We start from the raw sequence: 23,888 nt of genomic DNA, 5'->3' as shown, positions 1-23,888 counted from the left end.
AGACGCAAAGAGGTCCTGCTAGGGCGACGCGATCGGCAGACGCCACCGTCGGCGATTGGCAGGACGGCCTCCGTCCTGTCCGTGTCCCCCTTCGCGTCTTCGCGTGAATCAATACACTGCCGTCATGAAGAACAACCCATCGGGCGGCGCATTCAGCCCCAGGCGCGCGCGATCCCGCGCCGCGAGCGCCTCGGCGACGTCGGCGACCGACCACTGCCCCCGCCCGACCAGCGCCAGGCACCCGACCATCGATCGCACCTGATGGTGCAGGAACGAGCGCGCCGCCGCCCGCACCGCGATCCGATCGCCATTCCGCTCGACGGATAGCATATCCAGCGTCCGCACCGGACTGTCGGCCTGGCAATGCGCGGAGCGGAAGGTGGTAAAGTCGTGCCGCCCGACCAGCACTGCCGCCGCCGCCGCCATCGCATCGGCGTTGAGCGGCTGCGGCACCTGCCACGCCAGCCCCGCTTCCCAGGTCAGCGGCGCGCGCCGGTTGACGATGCGATACTCATACGCCCGCCCGACGCACGAAAAGCGCGCATGCCAATCGTCCGCCACCTCCACGCAGTCGAGCACCGCGACCGGTGCCGGCCGCACCCGCGCATTGAGCGCCTCCATCAACCGGAACGGCGCGATCGTCTTGGCGATATCGACATGCGCGCGCATGCCCAGCCCATGCACGCCCGCATCGGTCCGCCCCGCGGCGTGCACCGCGGCCGTCTCGCCGGTGACGGCGAACACCGCCTCTTCCAGCGTCTGCTGCACGCTCGGCCCGTGCTTCTGCCGCTGCCAGCCCATGAACGGCCGGCCGTCATATTCGATCGTGAGCGCGAACCGCGTCAAAGCTGGGTCCCCGATCGCACCGGGAAGCCCCGCAGCATCTCCTCCGCGCTCGTCACGCCGCGACCGGCGCGCTGCACCAGCGTCGGGCGGATCGCACCGTCGCCGCACGCGATCGTCAGCGCCGCATCCACCGTCGTCCCCTCGCCGCCGGGGAAGGAGAAGGGCAGGACCTCGGCAGCGAGCAGCTTCACCCGCTCGCCCACGATCTCCACCCACGCCCCCGGCGCCGGGTTCATCGCCCGGATCAGCCGCTCGACGTCGACTGCGCTTTTCGTGAAGTCGATCCGCGCCTCGGCCTTGTCGATCTTCTTCGCATAGGTGACGCCGTCCTCGGGCTGCGCCACCGGCGGATGGCCCTCCAGATCGTCGAGCACGTCCACCATCAGCCGCCCGCCCAGCGCCGCCAGCGCATCGGTAAGTTCGCCCGCGGTCTGCCGCTCGATCGCGATGTGCCCCTCCAGCCGCACGGGGCCGGTATCAAGCCCCGCCTCCATCTGCATGATCCCGACCCCCGTCTCGGCATCGCCGGCCAGGATCGCGCGCTGCACGGGCGCCGCCCCGCGCCAGCGCGGCAACAGCGAGCCGTGGACGTTCAGGCAGCCCTGCTTTGGCGCGTCGAGGATCGCCTGCGGTAACAGCAGCCCGTAAGCCGCCACCACCGCCACGTCCGCCTCGAGCGCCGCGAACGCCGCCTGCGCCTCGGCGCCCTTCAGGCTGACCGGATCGTACACCGCTATGCCCGCCGCTTCGGCGCGCAGTTGGACCGGCGACTTGACCAGTTCGCGCCCGCGCCGACCGCCCGGCCGTGCCGGTTGCGTATAGACCGCGACGACCTGATGCCCCGGCGCCGCCAGCACCGCATCCAGCACGTCGCGCGCGAAGGCCGGGGTTCCCATGAAGATGATCCGCATGGGGGCCTTCAACGCGCTGGCGGGGCAGGGCGCAACCCCCTATCTGTTCCCCATGGCATCCCCCGAAATCGAGGCGCTGACCCAGGCGCTCGCGCGTCTTCCCGGCCTCGGCCCCCGATCCGCCCGTCGCGCGGTGCTGCACCTGCTGAAGAAACGCGAGGCCGCGCTCGGCCCGTTGCGCGCCGCGCTGGAGGCGGTGGACGAGCGGCTTGAAACGTGCGGCATCTGCGGCAACGTCGACACCGCCAACCCCTGCGCGATCTGCGCCGATCCGCGCCGCGATCAACGGTCCTTGTGCGTGGTGGAAGAGGTGGCCGACCTGTGGGCGCTCGAACGGTCGCGCCTGTTTCCGGGCCGCTTTCATGTGCTGGGCGGCCGTCTGTCGGCGCTCGAGGGCGTGCGGCCTGAAGACCTCGCCATCGATGCACTCGTCGCCCGGATCGAGGCGGGCGGCATCGACGAGGTCGTTCTAGCGATGAACGCCACGCTGGAGGGCCAGACGACCGCTCATTATCTTGCCGACCGCATCGAGCGCTTCCCCGTCCGCGTCACCCAGCTCGCACACGGCCTGCCGGTCGGCGGCGAACTCGACTATCTCGACGAAGGCACGTTGGCCCAGGCTCTGCGCGCAAGACGGCCGGTCGACTGATCGCGGTGGCCCAATCTTGACGGCAAACGCCCCGGGACCTAGCTCCGCGCGATGGCAGTTCTTCCCATCGTCGAAATCCCCGATCCGCGCCTGCGCCTGATCTCCAAGCCCGTCGAATCGATCACCGATGAGACGCGTGCCTTCGTGCAGGACATGATCGACACGATGTACGATGCGCATGGCATCGGCCTCGCCGCGATCCAGGTCGGCGTCGACCAGCGCATTCTCGTCATCGACCTGCAGGAGGAAAAGGACGAGGACGACAAGCCGATCAAGGCGCCCAAGGCCTATATCAACCCCGAAGTCCTGTCGGTCAGCGACGAGATGAGCACCTATAACGAAGGCTGCCTGTCGATCCCCGAACAATATGCCGATGTGCAGCGCCCCGCATCGTGCCGTGTCCGCTGGCAGGACGAGACCGGCGCCGCCCATGAGGAAGAGCTGACCGGCCTGCTCGCCACCTGCATGCAGCACGAGATCGACCATCTGAACGGCGTGCTCTTCATCGACCATATCAGCCGCCTGAAGCGCGACATGGTGCTCAAGAAGCTGGCGAAGGCACGCCGCTGACCGAAGCCGGCCGGTGCGACGGTCACGCCGGTTGCATCACCGCCAGCACATGTCCGTCCGGGTCGGCGAGGTGAAAGCGCCGGCCGCCCGGAAAGGCGAAGATCGGCACGGTCACGCGCCCGCCCGCCGCCTCGACCGCCGCGAGGGCCGCCTCCAGATCGTCCACGTCGATCACCGGCAGCGGCTCCGCGACGCGATCCGGTGCCGCATCCAGTCCGACATCGGTGTCGCCACTGGTCGTCGCGGCATAGTCCGGCCCGTAATCCGTGAAAGTCCAGCCGAAGGCCTCGGCATAGAACGCCTTGGCCCGCGCGCGATCCCCCACCGGCAGCTCGAGATAGTTCAGACGCGCCATCGAATCCTCCTATTTCGTTCTTGATACGTTCTACGTGTACGCCTAGCCTTTGGCAATGGCCGGTCCCAAGCCCCGACGCGCCGTCCGCGGCGCGACGCTCAACAGCGAAAGCCGCCGCTTCAACCTGCCGCAGGTGGAGACGGACGGCGACTGGCTCGACGCGCGCGAGGACATCGACGGCGAAGCGCCACCGCTGCGCACCAGCGTGACGATCGAACAGCCCCGCACGATCATCAGCCGCAACGCCTCGCCCGACGTCGGCTTCGATCGCTCGATCAACCCGTATCGCGGCTGCGAGCATGGCTGCATCTATTGCTTCGCACGGCCGACGCACGCCTTTCACGATCTATCGCCCGGCCTCGATTTCGAAAGCCGACTATTCGCCAAGCCGCAGGCCGCGGAGCTCCTCCGCGCCGAACTGGGCAAGCCGGGCTATGCGGTCGCGCCGATCGCGCTCGGCACGAATACCGATCCCTATCAGCCGATTGAGAGCGATTGGCGGATCACCCGCGCTGTGCTCGAGGTGCTGCGCGAGACGCGGCATCCGCTGACGATCACCACCAAATCGGACCGCGTGGTCCGCGATATCGATCTGCTGGCCCCCATGGCCGCCGAGGGGCTGGCGGCGGTTTCGGTGTCGATCACCTCACTCGATCCGCGTGTCGCCATGACGATCGAACCGCGCGCGCCGCATCCCGAACGGCGGCTAAAAGCGGTGCGCGCGCTCGCCGATGCGGGCGTACCGGTCTATGTCTCGATCGCGCCCGTGATCCCGGCGATCACCGATCATGAGATCGAACATCTGGTCGAGCGTGCGGCAGGGGCGGGCGCCCGCGCGTGCTTCTTCATCCCCGTCCGCTTGCCGCACGAGGTCGCGCCGCTGTTCCGCGCCTGGCTCGACGCCCACTTTCCCGATCGCGCCGGCAAGGTGATGGCGACGATCCAGAGCCTGCGCGGCGGCCGTGACAACGATCCCGGTTTCTTCACGCGCATGCAGGGGGCAGGGCCATGGGCCGAACTGATGCGCACCCGCTTCGCCATCGCCTGCCGCAAGCACGGCCTCGCCAATCGAGGCGTGACGCTCCGCACCGACCTGTTCCGCCCGCCCGCCAGCCCGCAGGGCGAGCTGTTCTGACGGGGGAGTGCCAAGCAACCCTCGTCACCCCGGACCTGATCCGGGGTCCCGCTTCTTTGTCGACCGCGGTAAACAACGAAAGTGCGTCCGCCCTACGCCGGGACAACAGACGCAGTCCTGCCAAACCAACGTGATCGCCCCCGCCGCCGTTAGGCACCCGCTAACCATGACGGGCGCATCGGGAGAACCATGACCTCGCGCCGCATCTGGCTGATCCTCGCGCTCGTCGCACTGGCGCTGCGGCTGCCCGATATCGGCAATCCGCTCGTCGACCTCGACGAACAGATGTATCTGCTCGTCGGCCAGCGGATGTGGGACGGCGCGATCCCCTATGTCGACATCTGGGATCGCAAGCCGATCGGTCTGTTCCTGATCTACGCCGCCAGTGCCGGGCTGCCGATCGACGCGATCGTCGCTTATCATCTCGTCGCGCTGGCCGCGGCGGTGGCGACGGCGGGATGCATCGCGATGCTCGTGCGCACCTTCGCCGGGCCGAAAGCCGCGCTCGCCGCCGCCATCCTGTATCTCGTGTGGCTGTCGCTGATCGGCGGGCGCGGCGGGCAGTCGCCGGTGTTCTACGGCCTGCCGATGGTGCTGGCCGCGTGGCTGACCTGGCAGACCCTGGCGGGCCGGCGCCGCGGCGGGATCGCGGCGATGCTGCTGGTCGGCGTCGCGCTCCAGATCAAGCCGACCGTGGTGTTCGAAGGCGCGTTCTTCGGTGTGACGCTGCTGGTGGCGTCATGGCGCCACCACCGCAGTCACGCGCGCGTCGCCCGGGATGCTGCCGTCTACGTGGCCGCCGCCTTGCTTCCGACCCTGATAGCGGCGGGCGTCTATGCCGCCATGGGGCAGGGTGGTGCCTGGTGGTTCGCCAACGTCCAGTCGATCTTCCTGCGGCGCCTGACGCCTGGCGATCCGATCGCCACGCGGCTGATCGGCGCGGTCGTCGTGCTGCTGGTGCCGTTCGGCTTGGCGGTGCGCGGTCTCGCGATGCACCATGGGCAGCGCCGCTGGTTCCTGGCCGGCTGGCTGGCGAGCGCTGTCATTGGCTGGCTGCTCGTCCCACCCTATTTCAACCATTATGCGCTGCCGTTGCTGGTGCCCCTCGCGGTCGCGGCCGGCATCGCGCTCGATCGCCCCGCGCTGCGCTGGTTGGCGGCGCTGGCCGGTGCGGTGATGCTGTATCTGAGCGGTTATCCGCATTGGGGCGAGACCGCGACGATCCGTCGCCAGCTCGCATCGCTCGCCGCTGCCTTCGAGCAGGATCGCGATCACGGCTGCCCCTTCGTCTTCGATGCGCCGCCCGCGCTCTACGCCGCGGCCCACGCCTGTCTGCCGACCCGCTATCCGTTCCCGCCGCATTTGGTCGAGCCGAGCGAAGCGGGCGCGATCGGCGTCGATCCGCGTGGCGAGCTTATGCGGATACTCGCCGCAAGACCCCCTGCCATCGCCGTCGGCCGATCCGATGCGATGATCCACGCGACGCTGGCCACGGACTATCGCCCGGTCGCGCGGGCGCTGGGCATCACCATCTATCGCCGCGCCGATCTGTCGCGCGGGACGGATAGGTCGGGTGCGTCCGTGCGTTCCCCCAATCCCGCACTGATGCGGCCGGCAGGAGCGCAGCATGACTGATCCCGACACGCCCGAACCCACCGAACGCCCTGACGGCGCGGTGCCCGATACCAGCGTCCCCGACGAATCGGGTGCCGGCTACGGCAATCACGGCGACGCGGACGATTGATCGCGATACGAAAAAGGCCCGGACGCGCGACGCATCCGGGCCTTCTTTATATTCGATAAACGAAGGGCTTACGCCCAGTTCGCCATCTTCTGCTCGAGGTTCGAACGCACTGCCTCGAAGAACTGTTCGGTCGTCATCCAGGGCTGGTCCGGGCCGATCAGGATCGCGAGATCCTTCGTCATCTGGCCGTTCTCGACGCACTCGATGCAGACGCGCTCCAGCGTCTCGGCGAAGCGGACGACGTCCGGCGTGTTGTCGAACTTGCCGCGATACTTCAGGCCGCCGGTCCAGGCGAAGATCGACGCGATCGGGTTGGTCGACGTCGCCTTGCCCTGCTGGTGCTGGCGATAGTGGCGCGTGACGGTGCCGTGCGCCGCTTCCGCCTCGACCGTCTTGCCGTCCGGAGTCAGCAGCACGGAGGTCATCAGACCCAGCGAGCCGAAGCCCTGCGCGACCTGATCCGACTGCACGTCGCCGTCATAGTTCTTGCACGCCCACACGAACTCGCCGTTCCACTTCAGCGCCGATGCGACCATGTCGTCGATCAGGCGGTGTTCGTAGACGATGCCCGCTTCCTTGAACTTGTCCTTGAACTCGGCCTCGAACACCTCGGCGAACAGGTCCTTGAAGCGGCCGTCATAGGCCTTCAGGATCGTGTTCTTGGTGCTGAGGTACACCGGCCACTTGAGGTTGAGGCCGTAATGCATCGACGCACGGGCGAAATCGCGGATCGAATCGTCCAGGTTGTACATGCCCATCGCGACGCCCGACGACGGGAACTGGAAGACTTCTTCGTCGATCACGGTGCCGTCTTCGCCTTCGAAGACCAGTCGCAGCTTGCCCGGACCCGGAACGCGGAAATCGGTCGCCTTATACTGGTCGCCGAACGCGTGACGGCCGACGACGATCGGGTGCGTCCAGCCCGGGATCAGGCGGGGGACGTTCTTGATGACGATCGGTTCGCGGAAGACCACGCCGCCCAGGATGTTGCGGATCGTGCCGTTCGGCGACTTCCACATCTTCTTGAGGCCGAATTCCTCGACGCGCGCCTCGTCCGGCGTGATCGTCGCGCACTTCACCGCGACGCCATACTTCTGCGTCGCCTTGGCGGCATCGACCGTCACCTTGTCCTCGGTGGCGTCGCGGTGCTCGACGCCGAGGTCGTAATAATCGAGCTGGATGTCGAGATACGGCTTGATGAGGCGTTCGCGGATCCATTCCCAGATGATGCGCGTCATTTCGTCGCCGTCGATCTCCACGACGGGCGTCTTCACCTGAATCTTGGCCATATGCTCTTCCTGCAAGGGGAGTTTGCGTGTGCGTCTAGGCACAAGCGCCACGCGGATCAACCACCGGCGCGCGCCTTCGGTCCGAGAGCGTTGTGTTGCAGGAACGTCACGGTTACACCTGCGCGTTATGTCATCGCTTGAAAAGCCTCCCCACACGCCGCTGCCGACGACGACCGTCAAGTGGCGCTTCCCCTCGGTTCACCCCGAAGGACACAAATACGCCGCCATCGCCCTGGGCATCACATTGCTCGGCACGGTGCTCACCAAGGTGCTGTTCTGGCCACTGCTCGCGGTCGTCGTCTGGGTGCTCACCTTCTTCCGCGATCCCGTGCGCACGACGCCGACGGGCGAGGGGCTGATCATCGCGCCCGCCGACGGCCTCGTCACGATGATCCAGAAGGTGCCGGTGCCGCGCGAACTGGTCGGCGACCTCGGCGATGCGCCGCTCACCCGCGTGTCGATCTTCATGTCGGTGTTCGACGTCCACATCAATCGCACGCCGATCGCCGGCACGATCCGCCAGGTCGTCTATATCAGCGGCAAGTTCCTCAATGCCGATCTCGACAAGGCATCGGATGAGAACGAACGCCAGCATATCGTCGTCGAAGGTCGCGACGGACGTCGCATCGGCTTCACCCAGATCGCCGGTCTCGTCGCACGCCGCATCGTACCCTTCGTCAAGCCGGGCGACATGGTCGCGACCGGCCAGCGTATCGGCCTGATCCGCTTCGGTAGCCGCGTCGACGTCTTCCTGCCCGACGATATTATCCCTCAGGTGACGCTCGGCCAGCGTTCGATCGCCGGTGAGACCGTCATCGGCCGCGTCGGCGGCGTGCCCGTCACCGGCATCGCCCAATAATGGACGATTCGTCGGAGCAGCGCCCCCCGCTGTCGCAAGGCCGGTTTGCCGGCCGTCGCCTGCCTCGCCGCCCGCGGGGCCTGCCGCTGCGCGCGGTGGCGCCCAATGCGGTCACCGCCCTTGCGCTGTGCTCGGGCCTCAGCGGCGTCCGGTTCGCAATCGGCGGCGAATGGCAGAGCGCGGTTGCGATGATCATGATCGCCGGGGTGCTCGACGGTCTCGACGGCCGTATCGCGCGCATGCTGCACGGCGAAAGCCGCTTCGGTGCCGAACTCGATTCGCTGTCCGACGCCATTTCGTTCGGCGTGGCGCCGGCGCTGATCCTCTACCTCTGGTCGCTTGCCGCGCTGCCCCGCATCGGCTGGATCAGCGCATTGGTGCTAGCGGTATTTTGCGCCCTGCGCCTCGCCCGCTTCAACGCAAAGATCGATGAGACGGATCAACCGCACAAATCGGCGGGGTTCTTGACCGGTGTTCCGGCGCCTGCCGGGGCAGGCCTCGCCATGCTGCCGATGTATTTCTGGTTTTGGACCGACGAGCCGATTTTCACGTCACCGTGGCTCGTCGCCCTCTGGGTCGCCTTTGTCGCGCTACTGATGGTGTCGAGCGTCGCGACCTTCTCGTGGACCTCACTACGCCTCCGCCGCACCGTGCGGTTCGAGGCGATCGCGGCGGTGGTCTTCCTGGGCGCCGCGCTGGTATCGGCGCCGTGGCACACGCTCAGCGTGATCTGCCTCGGCTATCTGCTGACGATCCCGTTCAGCATCGCCAGCTACGCCCGGGTCAGGCGGCTGCGCGCAGCCGGCGAACGGCCGCGGGCACCGGAGCCGACGCCCAGCGCCTGACGGCGATGCGGCGCTCGGCATGGGCGAGCTGCGACAACGGCGTGAACGCCGGTTCGATATGGCCGGAGGCGAGGCGGGCGATACGGCGCCATTGCGGAACGACCGTGGCGATCATCACCCCGGCCGCCGCCAGAAACGCGCCTACGAACACCAGACCGGACAGCACTGCAACCATCGAACCAACTCCCTCGCAGGGTTGCGAGCACCCTGCGGATAACTCGCTAAACCCATGTTTTATCGGTGAGTTCCCATAAACGTCTGATTTTCGCCCATTTCGGCCCCTTGTTGATCTCCATCAAGGGGCGGGATGGGCTTGGGTCACCGTATGAACCCTGTATGTTCCATCTACGTTCCGTGTGTCAAGTAGATGTTCTGGCTTGCACTGGCGTGTGGCGTTCGCTAAGGGCGCGCTCCTCAACCCCGCATGGGAAGCATCATAGCCCGGTGCGCGTGGCCGAACGGCCGCCGTCATCCGCTTCCCAGAGGCATTAACCGGAAGGACTTATCCTATGGCGGCTCCCGTCGTCACCATGCAGCAGCTGATCGAGACCGGCGCGCACTTCGGCCACCAGACCCACCGCTGGAACCCGAAGATGAAGCCCTACATCTTTGGCGACCGTAACGGCGTCCACATCCTCGACTTGTCGCAGACCGTTCCCCTCTTCGCCCGCGCGCTCGAGTTCATCTCGTCGTCGGTCGCCAGCGGCGGCAAGGTGCTGTTCGTCGGCACCAAGCGCCAGGCGCAGGACGCCGTCGCCGATGCGGCGCGCCGTTCGGGCCAGCACTTCGTCAACCACCGCTGGCTGGGCGGCATGCTCACCAACTGGAAGACGATCAGCAACTCGATCAAGCGTCTGAAGGCGCTCGAAGAGCAGCTGTCGGGCGACACGCACGGCCTGACCAAGAAGGAAGTGCTGCAGCTCACCCGTGAGCGCGACAAGCTCGAACTGTCGCTCGGCGGCATCCGCGACATGGGCGGCATCCCCGACGTGATGTTCGTGATCGACGCGAACAAGGAAGAGCTGGCGATCAAGGAAGCCAACACGCTCGGCATCCCCGTCGTCGCGATCCTCGATTCGAACGTCTCGCCGGACGGCATCGCCTTCCCGGTGCCCGCGAACGACGACGCGAGCCGTGCGATCCGCCTGTACTGCGAAGCCGTGGCGATCGCCGCGACCCGCGGTAACCAGGAGCAGCAGTCGCGCCGCGGCGTCGACCTGGGTGCGCAGGACGTCGCGCCCGTCGAGGAAGCGCTGACTGTCGAACCCGCGGCCCCGGAAGCGGGCGCGGCTGCGGAGGCCGAGCGTCAGATCGACGCGTAAGCACCGTCACGATGCTTTCATGCGGGCGGGGCAGGGCGTGCGCTCTACCCCGCCCGCAAACACATTCAGACTATAGAGGATATGGACATGGCTGATATCACCGCAGCGATGGTCAAGGACCTGCGTGAGAAGAGCGGCGCGGGCATGATGGACTGCAAGAAGGCGCTGAACGAGACCGCCGGCGACATGGACGCCGCGCTGGACTGGCTGCGCACCAAGGGCCTTGCCGCCGCGCAGAAGAAGTCGAGCCGTACCGCGGCCGAGGGCCTCGTCGCCGTCGCGACCAGCGGCACCAAGGGTGCGGCGGTCGAAGTGAACTCGGAAACCGACTTCGTTGCTAAGAACGACCAGTTCCAGCAGTTCGTCCGCGAAGTCGCGCAGATCGCGCTGGCGACCGGCGGGGACGTCGACGCGCTCAAGACCGAATCGATGCCCTCGGGCAAGACGGTCGAGGAAGTGCTGACCAACAACATCGCGACGATCGGCGAAAACCAGTCGCTGCGTCGCGCCAAGCGCCTCGAAGTGTCGAAGGGCGCCGTCGTCAGCTACGTCCACAACCAGGCGTCGCCGGGTCTCGGCAAGATCGGCGTGCTCGTCGCGCTCGAATCGGACGCGGGTGAAGAGGCGCTGCAGGCGCTCGGCAAGCAGCTGGCGATGCACATCGCCGCAGCCTTCCCGAAGGCGCTGAACGAGGAAGACCTCGACGAGGGCGAGATCGAGCGCGAGCGCGCGATCGCGACCGAAAAGGCGGCCGAATCGGGCAAGCCGGCCGACATCATCGCCAAGATGGTCGAAGGTTCGATCGCCAAGTTCCGCAAGGAGCATGCGCTCGTCAGCCAGCTGTTCGTGATGGACGGCAAGACCAAGATCAGCGACGTCGTCGCCAAGGCGGGCAAGGACGCCGGCGCCGAGATCAAGCTGGTCGACTATGTCCGCTTCCAGCTCGGTGAAGGCATTGAGAAGGAAGAAAGCGATTTCGCCGCCGAAGTCGCCGCAGCTTCGGGCGTTGCGCAGAAGGGCTGATCCGGCCTGTCCTCCGGCCTTCGGGGCGGACGAGAAAAAAAAGGGGCATCGCGTGACGGCACGCGATGCCCCTTTTTTCGTGCGGTGCGCCCGAGCGTCAGTGCGCCGACCAGCCCAGCGTCAGGCGCAACCCCAGCACCAGCGCATTGCGGATCGTGCGGTCCGCCGCCGGATTGATGACATATTGGATGTCGGGTTGCAGGGAGACGCCCTTCATCAGCGTATCGGTATAGGTCGCCTCGATGATCGTTTCCGCCCGGCCGAGTGCAGGCAGTTCCGGCGGATTGGCGCTGCGATAGCTGTTCGACAGCACGCCGCTGCCCGCCCCGATCGAAACGGCGCTGTCGGGCCGCGATGCGAAGGGCTGTTTCAGCAGCAGGCCGCCTTGCCAGCCACCGCGAAACGGCGTCGTCTTCCCCTCGGACAGCCCCAGCCGCAGAAACCCTTCGAGCTGGCGGGGCGCGTCGGCCTTGCCGGCCAGCAGGCGCTCGGCGATCAGATAGACGCCGCGCGATGCGTGAAAACCGGGCCCTTGCGAGATTTCCGGCGGAATGATCGTCGGCTGGGTGCGCGTGTAGGTCCATGCGCCGACGGCGACGCGGCCGTTGCCCGTCCAGCCCGCTTCGCCGATCAGCAGCGCGCCGTCGCGGCCGGTGAAGTCGATGCCATTTTCGTCGCCGATCGTGCCGGCACGCGCGTTGACCACGGCGAATGCGCCATAGGTCTTGCCGGCCTCGACCCGCAGCCGGGCGGCGAGCGCCGTCGAGGGAAAGATCGCCGGGCCGTTGACCCCCGTCGCGGCCAGTTCCGATCCGACGCCGAACATCGGCGAGATCAGCAATCCCGCGGCATCGTTCTGGTAGAATTCGCTGTTGACGTCGTACAGCCCCGCCCGCAGCGACCAGCCGGGAGCCAGCGCCTGTTCGACCCAGGCTTCGTAGAGTTTGAAGCGCCCCTGCGACACTTCGATATTGTTGATGCCCTGGATCGATCCGGCGAGATCGTTGGGCTTGCCGCCCATGTTGTTGAGCAGCGCCGCATGCGCCTTGCCGCCATGCCATCCGATCAGCGCGTCGAGATCGGCCTCGGCGATCACGTCGATATTGTCGAGATAGCGCACGCCGCGTTCGATGCCGCCCGACGCCACGCCGGCGAGATCGGCCGTGTATTCGGCCGACAGGCTCCATGCGCTCGACGCCTCCTGGGCAATCGCCGCGTCGACACAGCCGACGCTCATCGCGATGATTCCGGCGCCCCACCGCATGACGCGGCAAATGGCAAAGATCCTGTCCATGTCTACTCCCTGTTATGACTGGTTACGGGAGCGGTAATGGCGATGGCGTTTCCCTTATTGGTCAATATGGACTTAATTTGACTTGGTGATGGCCGGGCAGCATTTCGGCTGATGCCAGTCAACGAAGCCCGTCAGCGCGGTTAACCCAACTTTATCCGTTTCCGACATAATGACAGGAACATGACGCGGAACGGGAGAATTTAGGGGTGCGATCGATCAACACGATGATGATGGCGGCGATTGCCGCGATCATCGCCCTCGTCCTGGCCTCGGCCGGGGTGAGCCTGTGGGCCAATGGCCAGCAGTCCGCGGCGCGCGACCGCGTCGGCGCGGCCTCCCGATTGCTGCGCAATCACATGACCGCGGATATGATGCACGATGCGATCCGGGGCGACGTGCTGTCGATCCTGCGCGCGATCCGCGTCGGCGATCTCAGCCTGACGGACAATCGCAAGGCGCTGGAACAGGATGTGGCGACGCTGCGCAAGACGCTGGCCGTCGATCGCGCTTATGCCGCCGCGCCCGACGTCGTCGCCGCGGCGACGCAGATCCAGCCGCAGGTCGACGCCTATATCGCCAGCGCCCGCTCCGTCGCGGCGACGGCCGCCGTCGATCAGGATCGCGCATCGACGATGCTGCCGGCGTTCCTGCGCACCTTCCACGACCTGGAATCGGGCATGGAAACGGTGTCGAACCGTCTCGAAACCCATCTGAACGCGGTGGACGCCGATGCCGACCGGGTCACCGGCCTCGCCTCCACGTCGCTGATCGCGACGACGTTGGCGTTGCTGGCCCTCGTCGGCACGATCGGCGTGCTATGCCGGCGCTATGTGGTCGCGCCGCTTCTTCAGTTGGTCGGTGTCCTGAACCGGATGACGTCGGGCGATCTGGCGGTGGCCGTGCCCGCCACCGGTCGCGGCGACGAGCTGGGCCAGCTCGCGGGTGCGACGACGGCGCTGCGCGATCAGCTTGTCGCCGCCGAACAGGCGAAGGCGGCGCAGACGACGTTGATCGTCGACAGCTTCGGCCAGGCGCTGTCGCGTCTGGCGGAGGGTGATCTGGTCTCGCGCGTCGATGCCGATCTCACCGGGCCGTTCGCGCGCATCAAGGACGATTTCAACGCCGCCGTATCCGCCCTGCAAACGACGCTCGCCGCCATGTCCGAATCGGCGTCCAGCATCAACAGCGGCGCTGGCGACATCCGTCAGGCCTCCGACGATCTGTCGCAACGCACCGAACAGCAGGCGGCGAGCCTCGAGGAAACCGCCGCGGCGATGGATGAGATCACCAGCACCGTCCGCTCCACCGCGGAACGCGCCGGCAGCGCCAACGCCGCGGTGCGCAGCGCCCGTGACGAAGCGCAGCATTCGGGTGCCGTCGTGCGCAACGCCGTAGAGGCGATGGGCGGGATCGAGCGCACGTCGGGCGAGATTTCCGAAATCATCAGCGTCATCGACGGCATCGCCTTCCAGACCAACCTGCTGGCGCTGAACGCCGGCGTCGAGGCGGCGCGGGCAGGGGACGCAGGCAAGGGCTTCGCCGTCGTCGCGTCGGAAGTGCGGGCGCTGGCGCAGCGGTCGGCGTAGGCGGCCAAGGACGTCAAGACGCGGATCACCGCCTCGTCGCAACAGGTGGACGAGGGCGTGCGGCTGGTCGGCGAAACCGGCCAGGCGTTGCAGCGGATCATCGACCGGATCGCCGAGATCGACGGCCTGGTCGCCGATATCGCGCGCTCGGCCGAACAGCAGGCGATCGGGCTGCAACAGGTCAACACCGCGGTCAGCGAGATGGACGGCGTGACGCAGCAGAATGCCGCGATGGTCGAGGAAGCGACCGCCGCCGCGCGCAGCCTTGCCGCCGAAGCGGAGACGATGGCTCGCCAGATCACCCGCTTCCGCACCGGCGGTGGGGCCACGTCCAATGCATCGCCCGTCGCGCAGTTGCAGGAACGGGCGGCGGTGGCCGGACGCCAGATCGCGGCGGCGAGCAAGCGCCGGGCGACGGGCAACCTCGCCGTCGTCGCCGCATCGGACGACTGGTCGGAATTCTGATCGATGCGGGCAGGGGCGGTGCCGCGACACGCCGCTCCTGCCGCCGTCGGCCCGCCGTTGCCCCGGCACGGCCGATCTGCTTAACCTCGCGCGCATGAAGACCCTCTTTGCCGCGAGCCTGCTCGCCACCGCCGCTGCCATCGCCGCGCCCGCCGCCGCCCGCCAGCTCACCATCGATGACGTCACCACGCTCAGCCGGGTCGGCGCGCCGACCGCGTCGGCGGACGGCAAGTGGCTGGTCTGGGCGCAGCGCGAAACCGATCTTGCCGCCAATCGTGGCCGCTACGACCTGTGGCGCCTCGACCTGACGCGCAAGGGCGCCAAGCCCGAACCCCTGGTCGCCGAGGCGGAGGTCAACGAAAACGCACCGCAGATCGTCGGATCGACCGTCTACTTCCAGTCGAACAAGGGCGGCGAGGATGCGATCTGGGCGGTGCCCGTCACCGGCGGCACGCCCCGCAAGCTCACCAGCTTCCAGGGCGGCTTCGGCGGCTTCAAGGTCGCGCCGACCGGCGACCGCATTCTCGTCTGGGCCGATCGCAAGCCCAACGCGCCCAGCCTTGCCCCCGCCATGGTGAAGAAGGACCCGCTGGCCGGCGAGGGCCGCGTCTACGACAAATTGTTCGTGCGCCACTGGGATACGTGGGCGGACGGCACGCAGTCGCAGCTCTTCGTCCTGCCGCTGACCGCCGCAGGCGCGCCGGGTGACGGCGTCGCGATCGAACATGGTCTCGACGGCGATGCCCCCTCGCGTCCCTTCGGCGGCGGCGAAGAGGTGTCGTGGAGCGCCGACGGCAAGATCGTCTATTTCGCGCTGCGCGTCGCCGGCACCACCGAACCGCTGTCGACCAACCTCGACATCTGGTCCGCGCCCGCGGACGGTTCCGCCGCGCCGGTGAACCTCACCGCCGCCAATCAGGCGACCGACAATCTGCCCACCGTCTCGCCCGACGGCCGCAGCCTCGCCTGGTTCGCGATGAAGCGTCCGGGCTTTGAAGCCGATCGCCAAGTGCTGATGCTCCGCGATCTCGCGACCGGGCAGGTGCGCAGCCTGACCGAGGGCTGGGACCGGTCGGTCGGCTCGATCGCCTGGTCGCCCGATTCGAAGCGCATCTATGTGACGGCGCAGGACACGCAGGAAAACCCGCTGTTCAGCGTCGATCCCACGACCGGCAAGGTCACGCGCCTGACTCAAGCCGGCCATGTCTCCGCCGTCGTGCCGACGCCCAAGGGCGCAGTCGTCGCGATCAACAGCCTGACCGCCCCCGACGATTTCTACGCCGTCGCCGCCACCGGCAAGGGCAAGCCCGCGCGCCTGACCGCGGTCAACGCGACCAAGCTCGCCGGCATCGACATGCCGACCGTCAGCCGCTTCAGCTTCACCGGTGCGAACAACGACACCGTCTGGGGCTATGCGGTGAAGCCGTACGGCAGCACGGGCAAGGTGCCCGTCGCGTTCATGGTCCATGGCGGCCCGCAGGGATCGAGCGACAACAGCTGGTCCTATCGCTGGAACCCCGCGGTGTTCGCCGGCGCCGGCTATGGCCTCGTCGCGGTCGATTTCCACGGGTCCACCGGCTACGGCCAGGCCTTCACCGATTCGATCAGCAACAATTGGGGCGGCTGGCCGCTCGACGATCTGAAGGCAGGGCTCGCCGCCGCGACCGCCAAGTTCAACTGGCTCGACGGCGACAAGGCCTGCGCGCTCGGGGCGTCCTATGGTGGCTATATGATGAACTGGATCGAGGGCAATTGGCCCGATCGCTTCAAGTGCATCGTCCAGCACGATGGCGTCTTCGACGCGCGCGCCATGGCCTATGAGACCGACGAACTGTGGTTCGACGAATGGGAACATGGCGGCAAGACCTATTTCCAGGACCCCGCCGCGTTCGAAAAGTGGAACCCGGTCAACTACGTCGCGCAGTGGAAGACGCCGCAATTGGTCATCACTGGCGAAAAGGACTTCCGCATCCCCTACACGCAGGGCCTCGCCGCCTTCACCGCGCTCCAGCGCCGCGGCATCCCCTCGCGCCTGCTCGTCAATCCGAACGAGAACCATTGGGTGCTGAAGCCCGCCAACTCGCGGCAATGGTATCGCGAGGTGCTGAGCTGGATGGATCGCTGGACCAAGGACCAGCGCTAACGCGCTCGCAGGTCAGGCGGCGCGGCTGAAAGCGGACAGGCGAGGATGCAGGTGGCGCTCCTCCCAGTCCAGCCGGCGGCGCAGCCTGGCCTGTAGCATCAGCACCGCGCGGCGATAGGCGGGGAACTCCGCCTTCACGCGCTGCGGCGGCCAGGCGGCCACCTGCGCGCTATAGTCGCGAATCAGCACCTGCATGTCCGCGGCGCCTTGGATGCGGATCGGGTCGTCTGCGGGCAGCTGCTGGCAGCACGCCTCTTCCCGGGCGACATGCGCCTGGAATGTCTGATAGAATTTCACGCGGGCGCGTTGCAGGTCCGCGTCGAACCCGGTCGATTGGTCCATCGCCATGGCGAAGCTGTGCATCAGCGTTCGCAATTCGTCATGGTCGTGGTGCAGATCGTGCATCGGCTGGCGAACTCTGGTCCGTTGGGGGATCGCCGTACCCCGAAAACATTTACCAAAATCCTATGATGCCAGACGCTTCGGGCGTGCTGCACGCACCCTTCTTCTCAGATGCGTCCGCCATGGCTACAGGCATTGCCATGACCGAGCTTCCCAAGACCTTCGACCCCGCGACAATCGAACAGCGCTGGTATGCGCATTGGGAGGCGAACGGCCTGTTCCGTCCCGACCGGCCGAACGCCGAACCCTGGACGATCGTCAACCCGCCGCCCAACGTCACCGGCAGCCTGCACATCGGCCATGCGCTCGACAACACGCTGCAGGATATCCTAACCCGCCACGCCCGGCTGAAGGGCAAGGATGCGCTCTGGGTCGTCGGCACCGACCATGCCGGCATCGCCACGCAGATGGTCGTCGAGCGCCAGATGAACGCCGCCGGCCAGAAGCGCACCGACCTCAGCCGCGACGACTTCATCGCCAAGGTGTGGGAATGGAAGGCGGAGAGCGGCGGCCAAATCACGCAGCAGCTGCGCCGCCTGGGCTGTTCGATGGACTGGGCCAACGAACGCTTCACGATGGACGAGGGCTTTTCGAAGGCCGTGCTCAAGGTCTTCGTCGAGCTGCACCGCCAGGGCCTGCTCTACCGCGACAAGCGCCTGGTGAACTGGGACCCGGGCCTGGGCACGGCGATCAGCGACCTTGAGGTCGAGACGCGTGAGGTAAAGGGCAGCTTCTGGCGCCTGCGTTACCCACTTGCCGACGGATCGGGCTCCATCGAGGTCGCGACGACGCGGCCCGAAACGATGCTCGCCGACATGGCGGTCGCGGTGCACCCGGATGACGCGCGCTATACCGCGCTGGTCGGTAAGCAGGTGCGCCTGCCGATCACCGGCCGCCTGATCCCGATCGTTGCCGACGAGCACGCCGACCCCGAACTGGGATCGGGCGCGGTGAAGATCACGCCGGGCCACGACTTCAACGACTTCGAAGTCGGTCGCCGCGCCGGGATCGAGGCGCGCGACATGCTCAACATGCTCGATGCCAAGGCGCAGATCGTGCAGACCGCGGACGGCCTGATCCCCGCCGACCTGCTCGGCCTGTCGACCGCCGATGCGCGGAAAGCGATCGTCGCCCGCCTGAAGGACGACGGCGTCCTGATCCCGCACGTCGACAAGGACGGTAACGAGCACGACGCGGAACCGCGCACGATCCAGACGCCATTCGGCGACCGCTCCGGCGTGGTCATCGAACCCTGGCTGACCGACCAATGGTATGTCGACGCCAAGACGCTCGCCCAGCCCGCGATCGAGGCGGTGCGCAGCGAGGCGATCAAGATCGTCCCCAAGACCTGGGAAAAGACCTTCTTCAACTGGATGGAGAACATCCAGCCGTGGTGCGTCAGCCGCCAATTGTGGTGGGGCCACCAGATCCCGGCATGGTTCGCCGACGACGGCCGCGTGTTCGTTGCCGAAACCGAGGCCGAGGCACAGGCCGAAGCGGGCGAGGGCGTTGCGCTCACCCGCGATCCCGACGTCCTCGACACGTGGTTCTCCTCCGCCCTGTGGCCGTTCGCGACGCTCGGCTGGCCCGACAACACCGACCCCACGCTTGGCGGTCGCTATCCCAATGACGTGCTGATCTCCGGCTTCGACATCCTGTTCTTCTGGGATGCGCGGATGATGATGCAGGGCATGCACTTCCTGAAGGATGTGCCCTTTAAGACGCTCTACCTGCACGGCCTCGTCCGCGCGGCGGACGGCGCCAAGATGTCGAAGTCCAAGGGCAATACCGTCGACCCGCTCGGCCTGATCGATACCTACGGCGCCGACGCGCTGCGCTTCTTCATGGCGGCGATGGAAAGCCAGGGCCGCGACATCAAGATGGATGAACGCCGCGTCGAGGGCTATCGCAACTTCGCGACCAAGCTGTGGAACGCCGCGCGCTTCTGCCAGGCGAACGGTATCGGCGCGAGCGAGACGATCGAGGCGCCGGCGGCGAGCCTGCCCGTCAACGCCTGGATCATCGGCGAAACGATCCAGACCGTGCAGACGATCGACCTCGCGCTCGCCGACCTGCGCTTCGATGCGGCGGCGAACGCCATCTACCAGTTCGTCTGGAGCCGTTTCTGCGACTGGTATCTCGAACTCATCAAGCCGCAGGTCGTCGACGGCGTCCGCGGCGAGATCGACCCGGAATCCAAGGCGGTCGCCGCTTGGGTACTCGACCAGATCCTGATCCTGCTCCACCCGTTCATGCCCTTCATCACCGAAGAGCTGTGGCACGCCAACCCGCGCGACCACGACCTGATCGTGGCGCAATGGCCGCAAACCGATGCGCGCAGCCTCGATCCGGCGGCTGAGGCGGAGGTCGCATGGCTGATCCGCCTCGTCGGCGAAATCCGCACCGCGCGCACCGAACTCAACGTCCCGCCGGGTGCGCGACTGGTGCTCCACACCGTCGACGCAGATGACGCACTGCGTGACCGCCTGGGGCGCAACAGCGCGACGCTCGGCCGCCTCGCGCGTACGGAGACGGTCAGCTTCGACGCACCCGCCGCGGGCAGCGTGCTCCAGATTGTGGTCGATGGCACCACCTTCATGCTGCCGGTCGAAGGCGTCATCGACCTCGACGCCGAACGCGCGCGCCTGACTAAGGGCATCGCCGCCGCGGAAAAGGAACGCGACGCCCTCGCCGGCCGTCTCGGAAACGCCAGCTTCGTCGAACGCGCCAAGCCCGAAGCGGTGGAAAAGGCCCGCGCCGACCACGCCGAAAAGGCGGCAGAAGCGGAACGATTGTCAGCCGCCTTGGCGCGCCTGGGCTAAAGGGGAGGCCGCGCCGCTCGCCCCACCCACCCCGTCACCCCGGACTGGTTCCGGGGTCCACTTCGCGGCGAGGGGGATGGCTGGAGCCTCTATCGTCCCCCCGCGGCCCGGTGGACCCCGGACCAAGTCCGGGGTGACGGGGTATTTGCCGTGCCTGTCGCGAGCCTCGCAGAGTGAAATATGGCGGCAGAGCGGCGATCGACCTGCCAAACCGCGACGTGATCGCTCCGACCGATCAGCCGCATCGCTACGAGAAGGCGTTGCCGCTCGCCCCACCCACCCCGTCACTCCGGACTGGTTCCGGGGTCCACTCTGCGGCGAAGGGGATGGCTAAAGGCTCTATCGTCCCCACGTGGCCCGGTGGACCCCGGAACCAGTCCGGGGTGATGGGTGATTTGCGGTGCCTGTTGCGCGTCTCGCGGAGTGAACAGGGCGGCATAGCGGCGATCGACCTGCCAAACCGCAATGTGATCTCATCGACCGATCGGCCGCATCGCTACGATAAGACCGCGCAGCTCACCCCACCCCCACCGTCACCCCGGACTCGTTCCGGGGTCCACTCCGCGGCGAGGGGGATGGCTGGAGGCTCTATCATCCCCCCGCGGCCCGGTGGACCCCGGACCAAGTCCGGGGGTGACGGGTGTTGTATGGGATTCTAACCGCGTTTCGCAGAGTGCGACGTAGCGAGGACTGGCCGAATGCTACGAGAAGGCGACAACGCTCGCCCCAACTGCCCCGCCACCCCGGACTGGTTCCAGGGGCCACTCTTCGGCTAGGGCGGCGGCAGGGGCTTGAGCGAACCCCGTCCGCCCGGAACCAGTCTGGGGTGACGGGCACTTAGACGCTCCGCCGCTTCCTCGCTCCAGGGGCCGACGACACACGAAACAGGGACACACCATGGCGAAACCACAGCGTGACCTCACCACCGGCCCGATCGGCCGCACGCTGTTGCTCTTCGCCCTTCCGACCCTCGGTTCCAGCGTGCTGCAATCGGTCAACGGATCGATCAACGCGATCTGGATCGGTCGGCTGCTCGGCGAGCGCGCGCTCGCGGCGACGACGAACGCCAGCCTCGTCATGTTCCTGCTCATTTCCGCGGTGTTCGGCTTCGGCATGGCCGCGACGATCCTGATCGGCCAGGCAATGGGCCGGCGCGATATCGACGGCGTGCGGCGTGTGTTCGGCACCGCAGCCGGCCTGTTCGGGTTGCTCTCCGTCGTCGTCGTGGTGGCGGGCTGGTTCGCGACGCCCGCGATCCTCACCGCGCTGCGCACGCCCGCCGACGCCTACGACCTCGCGCTCGACTATCTGCGCGTCATCTTCGTCTCGATGCCGACCAGCTTCCTCTCTGTCCTGCTGTCGATGGCGTTGCGCGGGGCGGGGGATTCGGTGACGCCGCTCAAGTTCATGGCGCTGGGGTCGCTGCTCGACGTCACGCTCAACCCCGTGCTGATCCGCGGCCTTGGCGGCGCGCCCGAACTCGGCATCGCCGGATCTGCGCTCGCGACCTGCGTCGCGAACACCGTCTCGTTCCTCGCGCTGCTTGCCTATGTCTATCGGCAGGACCTCGTCGTCCGGCTGCGCGGGGCCGAATGGCGCTATCTGATCCCCGATCCCGCGCTGTTGCGCCCGATCGTGGCCAAGGGCGTGCCGATGGGCCTCCAGATGCTGGTCGTAACCGCCTCGGCGCTGGCGATGATCGGCCTGATCAACAGTTACGGCACCACCACCACCGCGGCCTATGGCGCGGCGAACCAGCTGTGGACCTATATCCAGATGCCCGCGATGGCGGTGGGTGCGGCGGTCAGCGCCATGGCGGCGCAGAATATCGGGGCAGGGCGGTGGGACCGGGTGGCGCGGGTGACACGCGCGGGCGTGCTGATCAACCTCGCGATGACCGCCGCGCTGATCGGCGCGGTGGCGCTTGCCGATCGGACCGCGCTCGGCCTGTTCCTCGGCAGCGACGCGACGTCGATCGACCTTGCCGCACACATCAACATCGTCGGGTCGGTCAGCTTCCTGTTCTTCGGCGTGTCGATGGTGCTCGCCTCGACCGTGCGCGCGAACGGCGCCGTGGTCGGGCCGCTGGTGATCCTGGCGGTTGCGCTGTTCCCGGTCCGGCTGGGCATCGCCTATGCGCTGCAGCCGATGCTCCACGCCGACGCGATCTGGTGGAGCTTCCCCGCCGGCACGCTCGCGTCGATGGCGATGACGATCGCCTATTACCGCTATGGCAACTGGCGGAAGGGTCGCCTGATGCCCGCCGCGCATTGCGAGGAACAGGCGAAGGCAGAGGTCGAACCCGCCGCCCGGCAGATGCCGCTGGGCTGACGGGTTCGCCCGTGATGCCGCTTAGCCGCCGGCCTTCGCCGGTACGCCGGTCACGTCCGCGGTGCCGTCGTCGCCGATCGTGATCAGCCATGCGCCGCCATCGGTGCAGCGCACCGCCCAGACCGGCTTGCCATTATTATCCATCTGCCGCAGCGTGTCGGCGATGCCCTGGCACGATTGCTTGGCGTCATCGATCGCGCGGTACAGCACGCCGTTCAGCTGGCGCGGCGGCAGCGCCAGCACCTTGGCGATATAGCCGCTGCCCTGCGACGTGGCGGTGGTGTTCGCCGCGACGGTTTCGTTCGATCCGCCCTGCGTCCCGCACCCTGCCAGCGCTATGCCCAAAACCAAGACCGGCCATCCACGCATCATGATCGTCCCTCGCTTGTCCGCCGCGTTCGTAGCGCGGTCGATCGATAAACGCGATCGATACGCATCCGTTCCGGACTTATCGTCGCGGTTGAACCGTATCGCCGACGGCGGCACACGCACAGGATGAACTGGCAGATATCGGTCGAGCGCCACGGCGCAGAGGAACAGCCCGTCGTCGTGATCGACGGCTTTGCCGATGCCGCGCGGTTTCGCGACGACGCCGCCTTCCTGTCGTTCGCGCCGATCGGCCCGCATTATCCCGGCATCCGCGCGGTGGTAGCGCCGCCGATGCTGCGCGATCCCCTCGCGCGTCTCGCGCCCATCGCTGCGGAGGTGTTCGGCGCGGGCGCGCTGGAGGTGGTCGACGCATTCTATTCGATCGTCACCACGCCGCCATCGGCGCTCACCCCGATCCAGCGCCTGCCGCATTTCGACGAAGTCTCGCCGCGCCGCCTCGCATTGCTCCATTATCTCTCGCCCGACGAATCGAGCGGCACCGCTTTCTATCGCCATCGCAGCACCGGCTTCGAATCGATCGATGCCACGCGCCTGCCCGCCTATCGCACCGCGCTCGACGCCGATCTCGCGGCCCATGGCCTGCCCGACGCCGCCTATATCGCGGGCGACACACCAGTGTTCGAGCGCATCGCGCTGCATCAGGGGCGCTTCAACCGCGCGATCCTCTATCGTTCCAACACGCTGCATTGCGCGCATCTGCCCGACACGCTGTCGTTCGATCCGGACCCCGAAACGGGCCGGCTGACAGTCAACAGCTTCCTGGAATTGCGCGTCTAATCCGCTGTTGCGTAAAAGACACGGCGGCCGCGGGGCGCAAGGCATGCTTCCGTGAATACGTATGTGGCCAACTTGGCACCTAATCCTCTCGCGTTCACAAGCCCGCAACACAGTCAGCCGATCGTCCGCG

General features: G+C 67.2%; 20 protein-coding genes and 1 pseudogene. 13 read left to right on the top strand and 8 right to left on the bottom strand.

The window, feature by feature from the left end:
- Window positions 1-108 precede the first annotated feature (108 nt).
- Both truA and fmt read right to left on the bottom strand, forming a co-directional pair.
- The gene (gene truA / locus A7E77_RS15800; RefSeq protein ID WP_063689547.1) at window positions 109-846 is read right to left on the bottom strand and encodes a tRNA pseudouridine(38-40) synthase TruA; all 738 of its coding nucleotides are present in this window, start codon (window positions 844-846) and stop codon (window positions 109-111) included.
- Window positions 843-1,757, bottom strand: a complete 915-nt coding sequence (gene fmt, locus A7E77_RS15795; RefSeq protein WP_063689545.1) for a methionyl-tRNA formyltransferase — start codon at window positions 1,755-1,757, stop codon at window positions 843-845. Before fmt ends, truA begins: the two co-directional genes overlap by 4 nt.
- Window positions 1,758-1,809: 52 nt before the next feature.
- On the opposite strand from fmt, the gene recR reads away from it, so the two are divergent.
- Both recR and def read left to right on the top strand, forming a co-directional pair.
- Complete coding sequence (gene recR, locus A7E77_RS15790) at window positions 1,810-2,406, top strand: recombination mediator RecR (protein ID WP_063690061.1); 597 nt, start codon at window positions 1,810-1,812, stop codon at window positions 2,404-2,406.
- Window positions 2,407-2,457: 51 nt separating this feature from the next.
- Window positions 2,458-2,976: a peptide deformylase gene (def, locus tag A7E77_RS15785; protein WP_063689543.1), complete on the top strand. Its 519-nt coding sequence runs from the start codon at window positions 2,458-2,460 to the stop codon at window positions 2,974-2,976.
- 22 nt (window positions 2,977-2,998) lie between these two features.
- Here the strand turns inward: def and A7E77_RS15780 are convergent, their stop codons facing one another.
- The gene (locus tag A7E77_RS15780) at window positions 2,999-3,331 is read right to left on the bottom strand and encodes a VOC family protein (RefSeq protein WP_063689540.1); all 333 of its coding nucleotides are present in this window, start codon (window positions 3,329-3,331) and stop codon (window positions 2,999-3,001) included.
- Between the two features lie 55 nt (window positions 3,332-3,386).
- Here A7E77_RS15780 and A7E77_RS15775 point away from each other — a divergent pair, with 55 nt between their 5' ends.
- Both A7E77_RS15775 and A7E77_RS15770 read left to right on the top strand, forming a co-directional pair.
- Window positions 3,387-4,466, top strand: a complete 1,080-nt coding sequence (locus A7E77_RS15775; RefSeq protein ID WP_063689538.1) for a PA0069 family radical SAM protein — start codon at window positions 3,387-3,389, stop codon at window positions 4,464-4,466.
- Window positions 4,467-4,655: 189 nt separating this feature from the next.
- Window positions 4,656-6,101, top strand: a complete 1,446-nt coding sequence (locus tag A7E77_RS15770) for a hypothetical protein (protein ID WP_063689536.1) — start codon at window positions 4,656-4,658, stop codon at window positions 6,099-6,101.
- A gap of 177 nt (window positions 6,102-6,278) precedes the next feature.
- On the opposite strand, the gene A7E77_RS15765 is transcribed toward A7E77_RS15770, so the two are convergent.
- Entirely contained in the window at window positions 6,279-7,499 is a 1,221-nt protein-coding gene (locus A7E77_RS15765) for an NADP-dependent isocitrate dehydrogenase (protein WP_017978968.1), read from the bottom strand.
- Between the two features lie 127 nt (window positions 7,500-7,626).
- Between A7E77_RS15765 and A7E77_RS15760 the strand changes: the two genes are divergently transcribed.
- A complete protein-coding gene (locus tag A7E77_RS15760; RefSeq protein ID WP_063689534.1) occupies window positions 7,627-8,358 on the top strand; it encodes a phosphatidylserine decarboxylase in 732 nt (243 codons plus the stop codon).
- Window positions 8,358-9,203, top strand: coding sequence for a CDP-alcohol phosphatidyltransferase family protein (locus tag A7E77_RS15755; protein ID WP_017978966.1), 846 nt, complete (start codon window positions 8,358-8,360; stop codon window positions 9,201-9,203). Before A7E77_RS15760 ends, A7E77_RS15755 begins: the two co-directional genes overlap by 1 nt.
- On the opposite strand, the gene A7E77_RS15750 is transcribed toward A7E77_RS15755, so the two are convergent.
- Window positions 9,142-9,378: a hypothetical protein gene (locus tag A7E77_RS15750; protein WP_078462323.1), complete on the bottom strand. Its 237-nt coding sequence runs from the start codon at window positions 9,376-9,378 to the stop codon at window positions 9,142-9,144. The two genes, A7E77_RS15755 and A7E77_RS15750, sit on opposite strands and share 62 nt — an antisense overlap.
- A 334-nt stretch (window positions 9,379-9,712) precedes the next feature.
- On the opposite strand from A7E77_RS15750, the gene rpsB reads away from it, so the two are divergent.
- Together rpsB and tsf are read left to right on the top strand one after the other, a co-directional pair.
- Window positions 9,713-10,525: a 30S ribosomal protein S2 gene (rpsB, locus tag A7E77_RS15745; RefSeq protein ID WP_063689530.1), complete on the top strand. Its 813-nt coding sequence runs from the start codon at window positions 9,713-9,715 to the stop codon at window positions 10,523-10,525.
- 87 nt (window positions 10,526-10,612) lie between these two features.
- Window positions 10,613-11,548, top strand: coding sequence for a translation elongation factor Ts (gene tsf / locus A7E77_RS15740; RefSeq protein WP_017978964.1), 936 nt, complete (start codon window positions 10,613-10,615; stop codon window positions 11,546-11,548).
- Window positions 11,549-11,645: 97 nt separating this feature from the next.
- On the opposite strand, the gene A7E77_RS15735 is transcribed toward tsf, so the two are convergent.
- Window positions 11,646-12,842, bottom strand: coding sequence for a carbohydrate porin (locus A7E77_RS15735; RefSeq protein WP_226341782.1), 1,197 nt, complete (start codon window positions 12,840-12,842; stop codon window positions 11,646-11,648).
- A gap of 224 nt (window positions 12,843-13,066) precedes the next feature.
- Between A7E77_RS15735 and A7E77_RS15730 the strand changes: the two are divergent.
- Window positions 13,067-14,893, top strand: a pseudogene (locus A7E77_RS15730) (methyl-accepting chemotaxis protein).
- 94 nt (window positions 14,894-14,987) lie between these two features.
- Window positions 14,988-17,036 carry an alpha/beta hydrolase family protein gene (locus A7E77_RS15725; protein WP_063689528.1) on the top strand — a complete coding sequence of 683 codons (2,049 nt, stop codon included), beginning with the start codon at window positions 14,988-14,990 and terminating at the stop codon, window positions 17,034-17,036.
- A gap of 12 nt (window positions 17,037-17,048) precedes the next feature.
- Here A7E77_RS15725 and A7E77_RS15720 read toward each other — a convergent pair whose 3' ends face one another.
- Window positions 17,049-17,441 carry a hypothetical protein gene (locus A7E77_RS15720; protein WP_017978960.1) on the bottom strand — a complete coding sequence of 131 codons (393 nt, stop codon included), beginning with the start codon at window positions 17,439-17,441 and terminating at the stop codon, window positions 17,049-17,051.
- Between the two features lie 137 nt (window positions 17,442-17,578).
- Between A7E77_RS15720 and A7E77_RS15715 the strand changes: the two genes are divergently transcribed.
- Window positions 17,579-20,260: a valine--tRNA ligase gene (locus A7E77_RS15715; RefSeq protein ID WP_063689527.1), complete on the top strand. Its 2,682-nt coding sequence runs from the start codon at window positions 17,579-17,581 to the stop codon at window positions 20,258-20,260.
- A gap of 897 nt (window positions 20,261-21,157) precedes the next feature.
- Window positions 21,158-22,591 carry an MATE family efflux transporter gene (locus A7E77_RS15710; RefSeq protein WP_063689526.1) on the top strand — a complete coding sequence of 478 codons (1,434 nt, stop codon included), beginning with the start codon at window positions 21,158-21,160 and terminating at the stop codon, window positions 22,589-22,591.
- Between the two features lie 21 nt (window positions 22,592-22,612).
- On the opposite strand, the gene A7E77_RS15705 is transcribed toward A7E77_RS15710, so the two are convergent.
- On the bottom strand, window positions 22,613-22,963 hold the full coding sequence (locus A7E77_RS15705; protein WP_063690058.1) for a hypothetical protein: 351 nt from the start codon (window positions 22,961-22,963) through the stop codon (window positions 22,613-22,615).
- A 123-nt stretch (window positions 22,964-23,086) separates the two neighbouring features.
- Here A7E77_RS15705 and A7E77_RS15700 point away from each other — a divergent pair, with 123 nt between their 5' ends.
- Window positions 23,087-23,758, top strand: a complete 672-nt coding sequence (locus tag A7E77_RS15700) for a DUF6445 family protein (protein ID WP_063689525.1) — start codon at window positions 23,087-23,089, stop codon at window positions 23,756-23,758.
- Window positions 23,759-23,888: the final 130 nt, after the last annotated feature.

This window comes from Sphingomonas sp. NIC1, assembly GCF_001638925.1.
Classification (GTDB): Bacteria; Pseudomonadota; Alphaproteobacteria; order Sphingomonadales; family Sphingomonadaceae; genus Sphingomonas; species Sphingomonas aquatilis.
The sequence above is the reverse complement of the archived record's forward strand: the minus strand, read 5'-3'. Positions and strand labels throughout refer to the sequence as shown.

Bases quoted from the DNA above. Each gene is read 5' to 3' on its own strand.
- A7E77_RS15715 (WP_063689527.1), top strand. From the start codon at position 17,579: ATGACCGAGCTTCCCAAGACCTTCGACCCCGCGACAATCGAACAGCGC.
- recR (WP_063690061.1), top strand. From the start codon at position 1,810: ATGGCATCCCCCGAAATCGAGGCGCTGACCCAGGCGCTCGCGCGTCTT.
- A7E77_RS15700 (WP_063689525.1), top strand. From the start codon at position 23,087: ATGAACTGGCAGATATCGGTCGAGCGCCACGGCGCAGAGGAACAGCCC.
- def (WP_063689543.1), top strand. From the start codon at position 2,458: ATGGCAGTTCTTCCCATCGTCGAAATCCCCGATCCGCGCCTGCGCCTG.
- A7E77_RS15760 (WP_063689534.1), top strand. From the start codon at position 7,627: ATGTCATCGCTTGAAAAGCCTCCCCACACGCCGCTGCCGACGACGACC.
- fmt (WP_063689545.1), bottom strand. From the start codon at position 1,757: ATGCGGATCATCTTCATGGGAACCCCGGCCTTCGCGCGCGACGTGCTG.
- tsf (WP_017978964.1), top strand. From the start codon at position 10,613: ATGGCTGATATCACCGCAGCGATGGTCAAGGACCTGCGTGAGAAGAGC.
- A7E77_RS15780 (WP_063689540.1), bottom strand. From the start codon at position 3,331: ATGGCGCGTCTGAACTATCTCGAGCTGCCGGTGGGGGATCGCGCGCGG.
- A7E77_RS15725 (WP_063689528.1), top strand. From the start codon at position 14,988: ATGAAGACCCTCTTTGCCGCGAGCCTGCTCGCCACCGCCGCTGCCATC.
- A7E77_RS15750 (WP_078462323.1), bottom strand. From the start codon at position 9,378: ATGGTTGCAGTGCTGTCCGGTCTGGTGTTCGTAGGCGCGTTTCTGGCG.
- A7E77_RS15765 (WP_017978968.1), bottom strand. From the start codon at position 7,499: ATGGCCAAGATTCAGGTGAAGACGCCCGTCGTGGAGATCGACGGCGAC.
- A7E77_RS15705 (WP_063690058.1), bottom strand. From the start codon at position 22,963: ATGATGCGTGGATGGCCGGTCTTGGTTTTGGGCATAGCGCTGGCAGGG.
- A7E77_RS15770 (WP_063689536.1), top strand. From the start codon at position 4,656: ATGACCTCGCGCCGCATCTGGCTGATCCTCGCGCTCGTCGCACTGGCG.
- A7E77_RS15755 (WP_017978966.1), top strand. From the start codon at position 8,358: ATGGACGATTCGTCGGAGCAGCGCCCCCCGCTGTCGCAAGGCCGGTTT.
- A7E77_RS15710 (WP_063689526.1), top strand. From the start codon at position 21,158: ATGGCGAAACCACAGCGTGACCTCACCACCGGCCCGATCGGCCGCACG.
- A7E77_RS15775 (WP_063689538.1), top strand. From the start codon at position 3,387: ATGGCCGGTCCCAAGCCCCGACGCGCCGTCCGCGGCGCGACGCTCAAC.
- rpsB (WP_063689530.1), top strand. From the start codon at position 9,713: ATGGCGGCTCCCGTCGTCACCATGCAGCAGCTGATCGAGACCGGCGCG.
- A7E77_RS15720 (WP_017978960.1), bottom strand. From the start codon at position 17,441: ATGCACGATCTGCACCACGACCATGACGAATTGCGAACGCTGATGCAC.
- A7E77_RS15735 (WP_226341782.1), bottom strand. From the start codon at position 12,842: ATGGACAGGATCTTTGCCATTTGCCGCGTCATGCGGTGGGGCGCCGGA.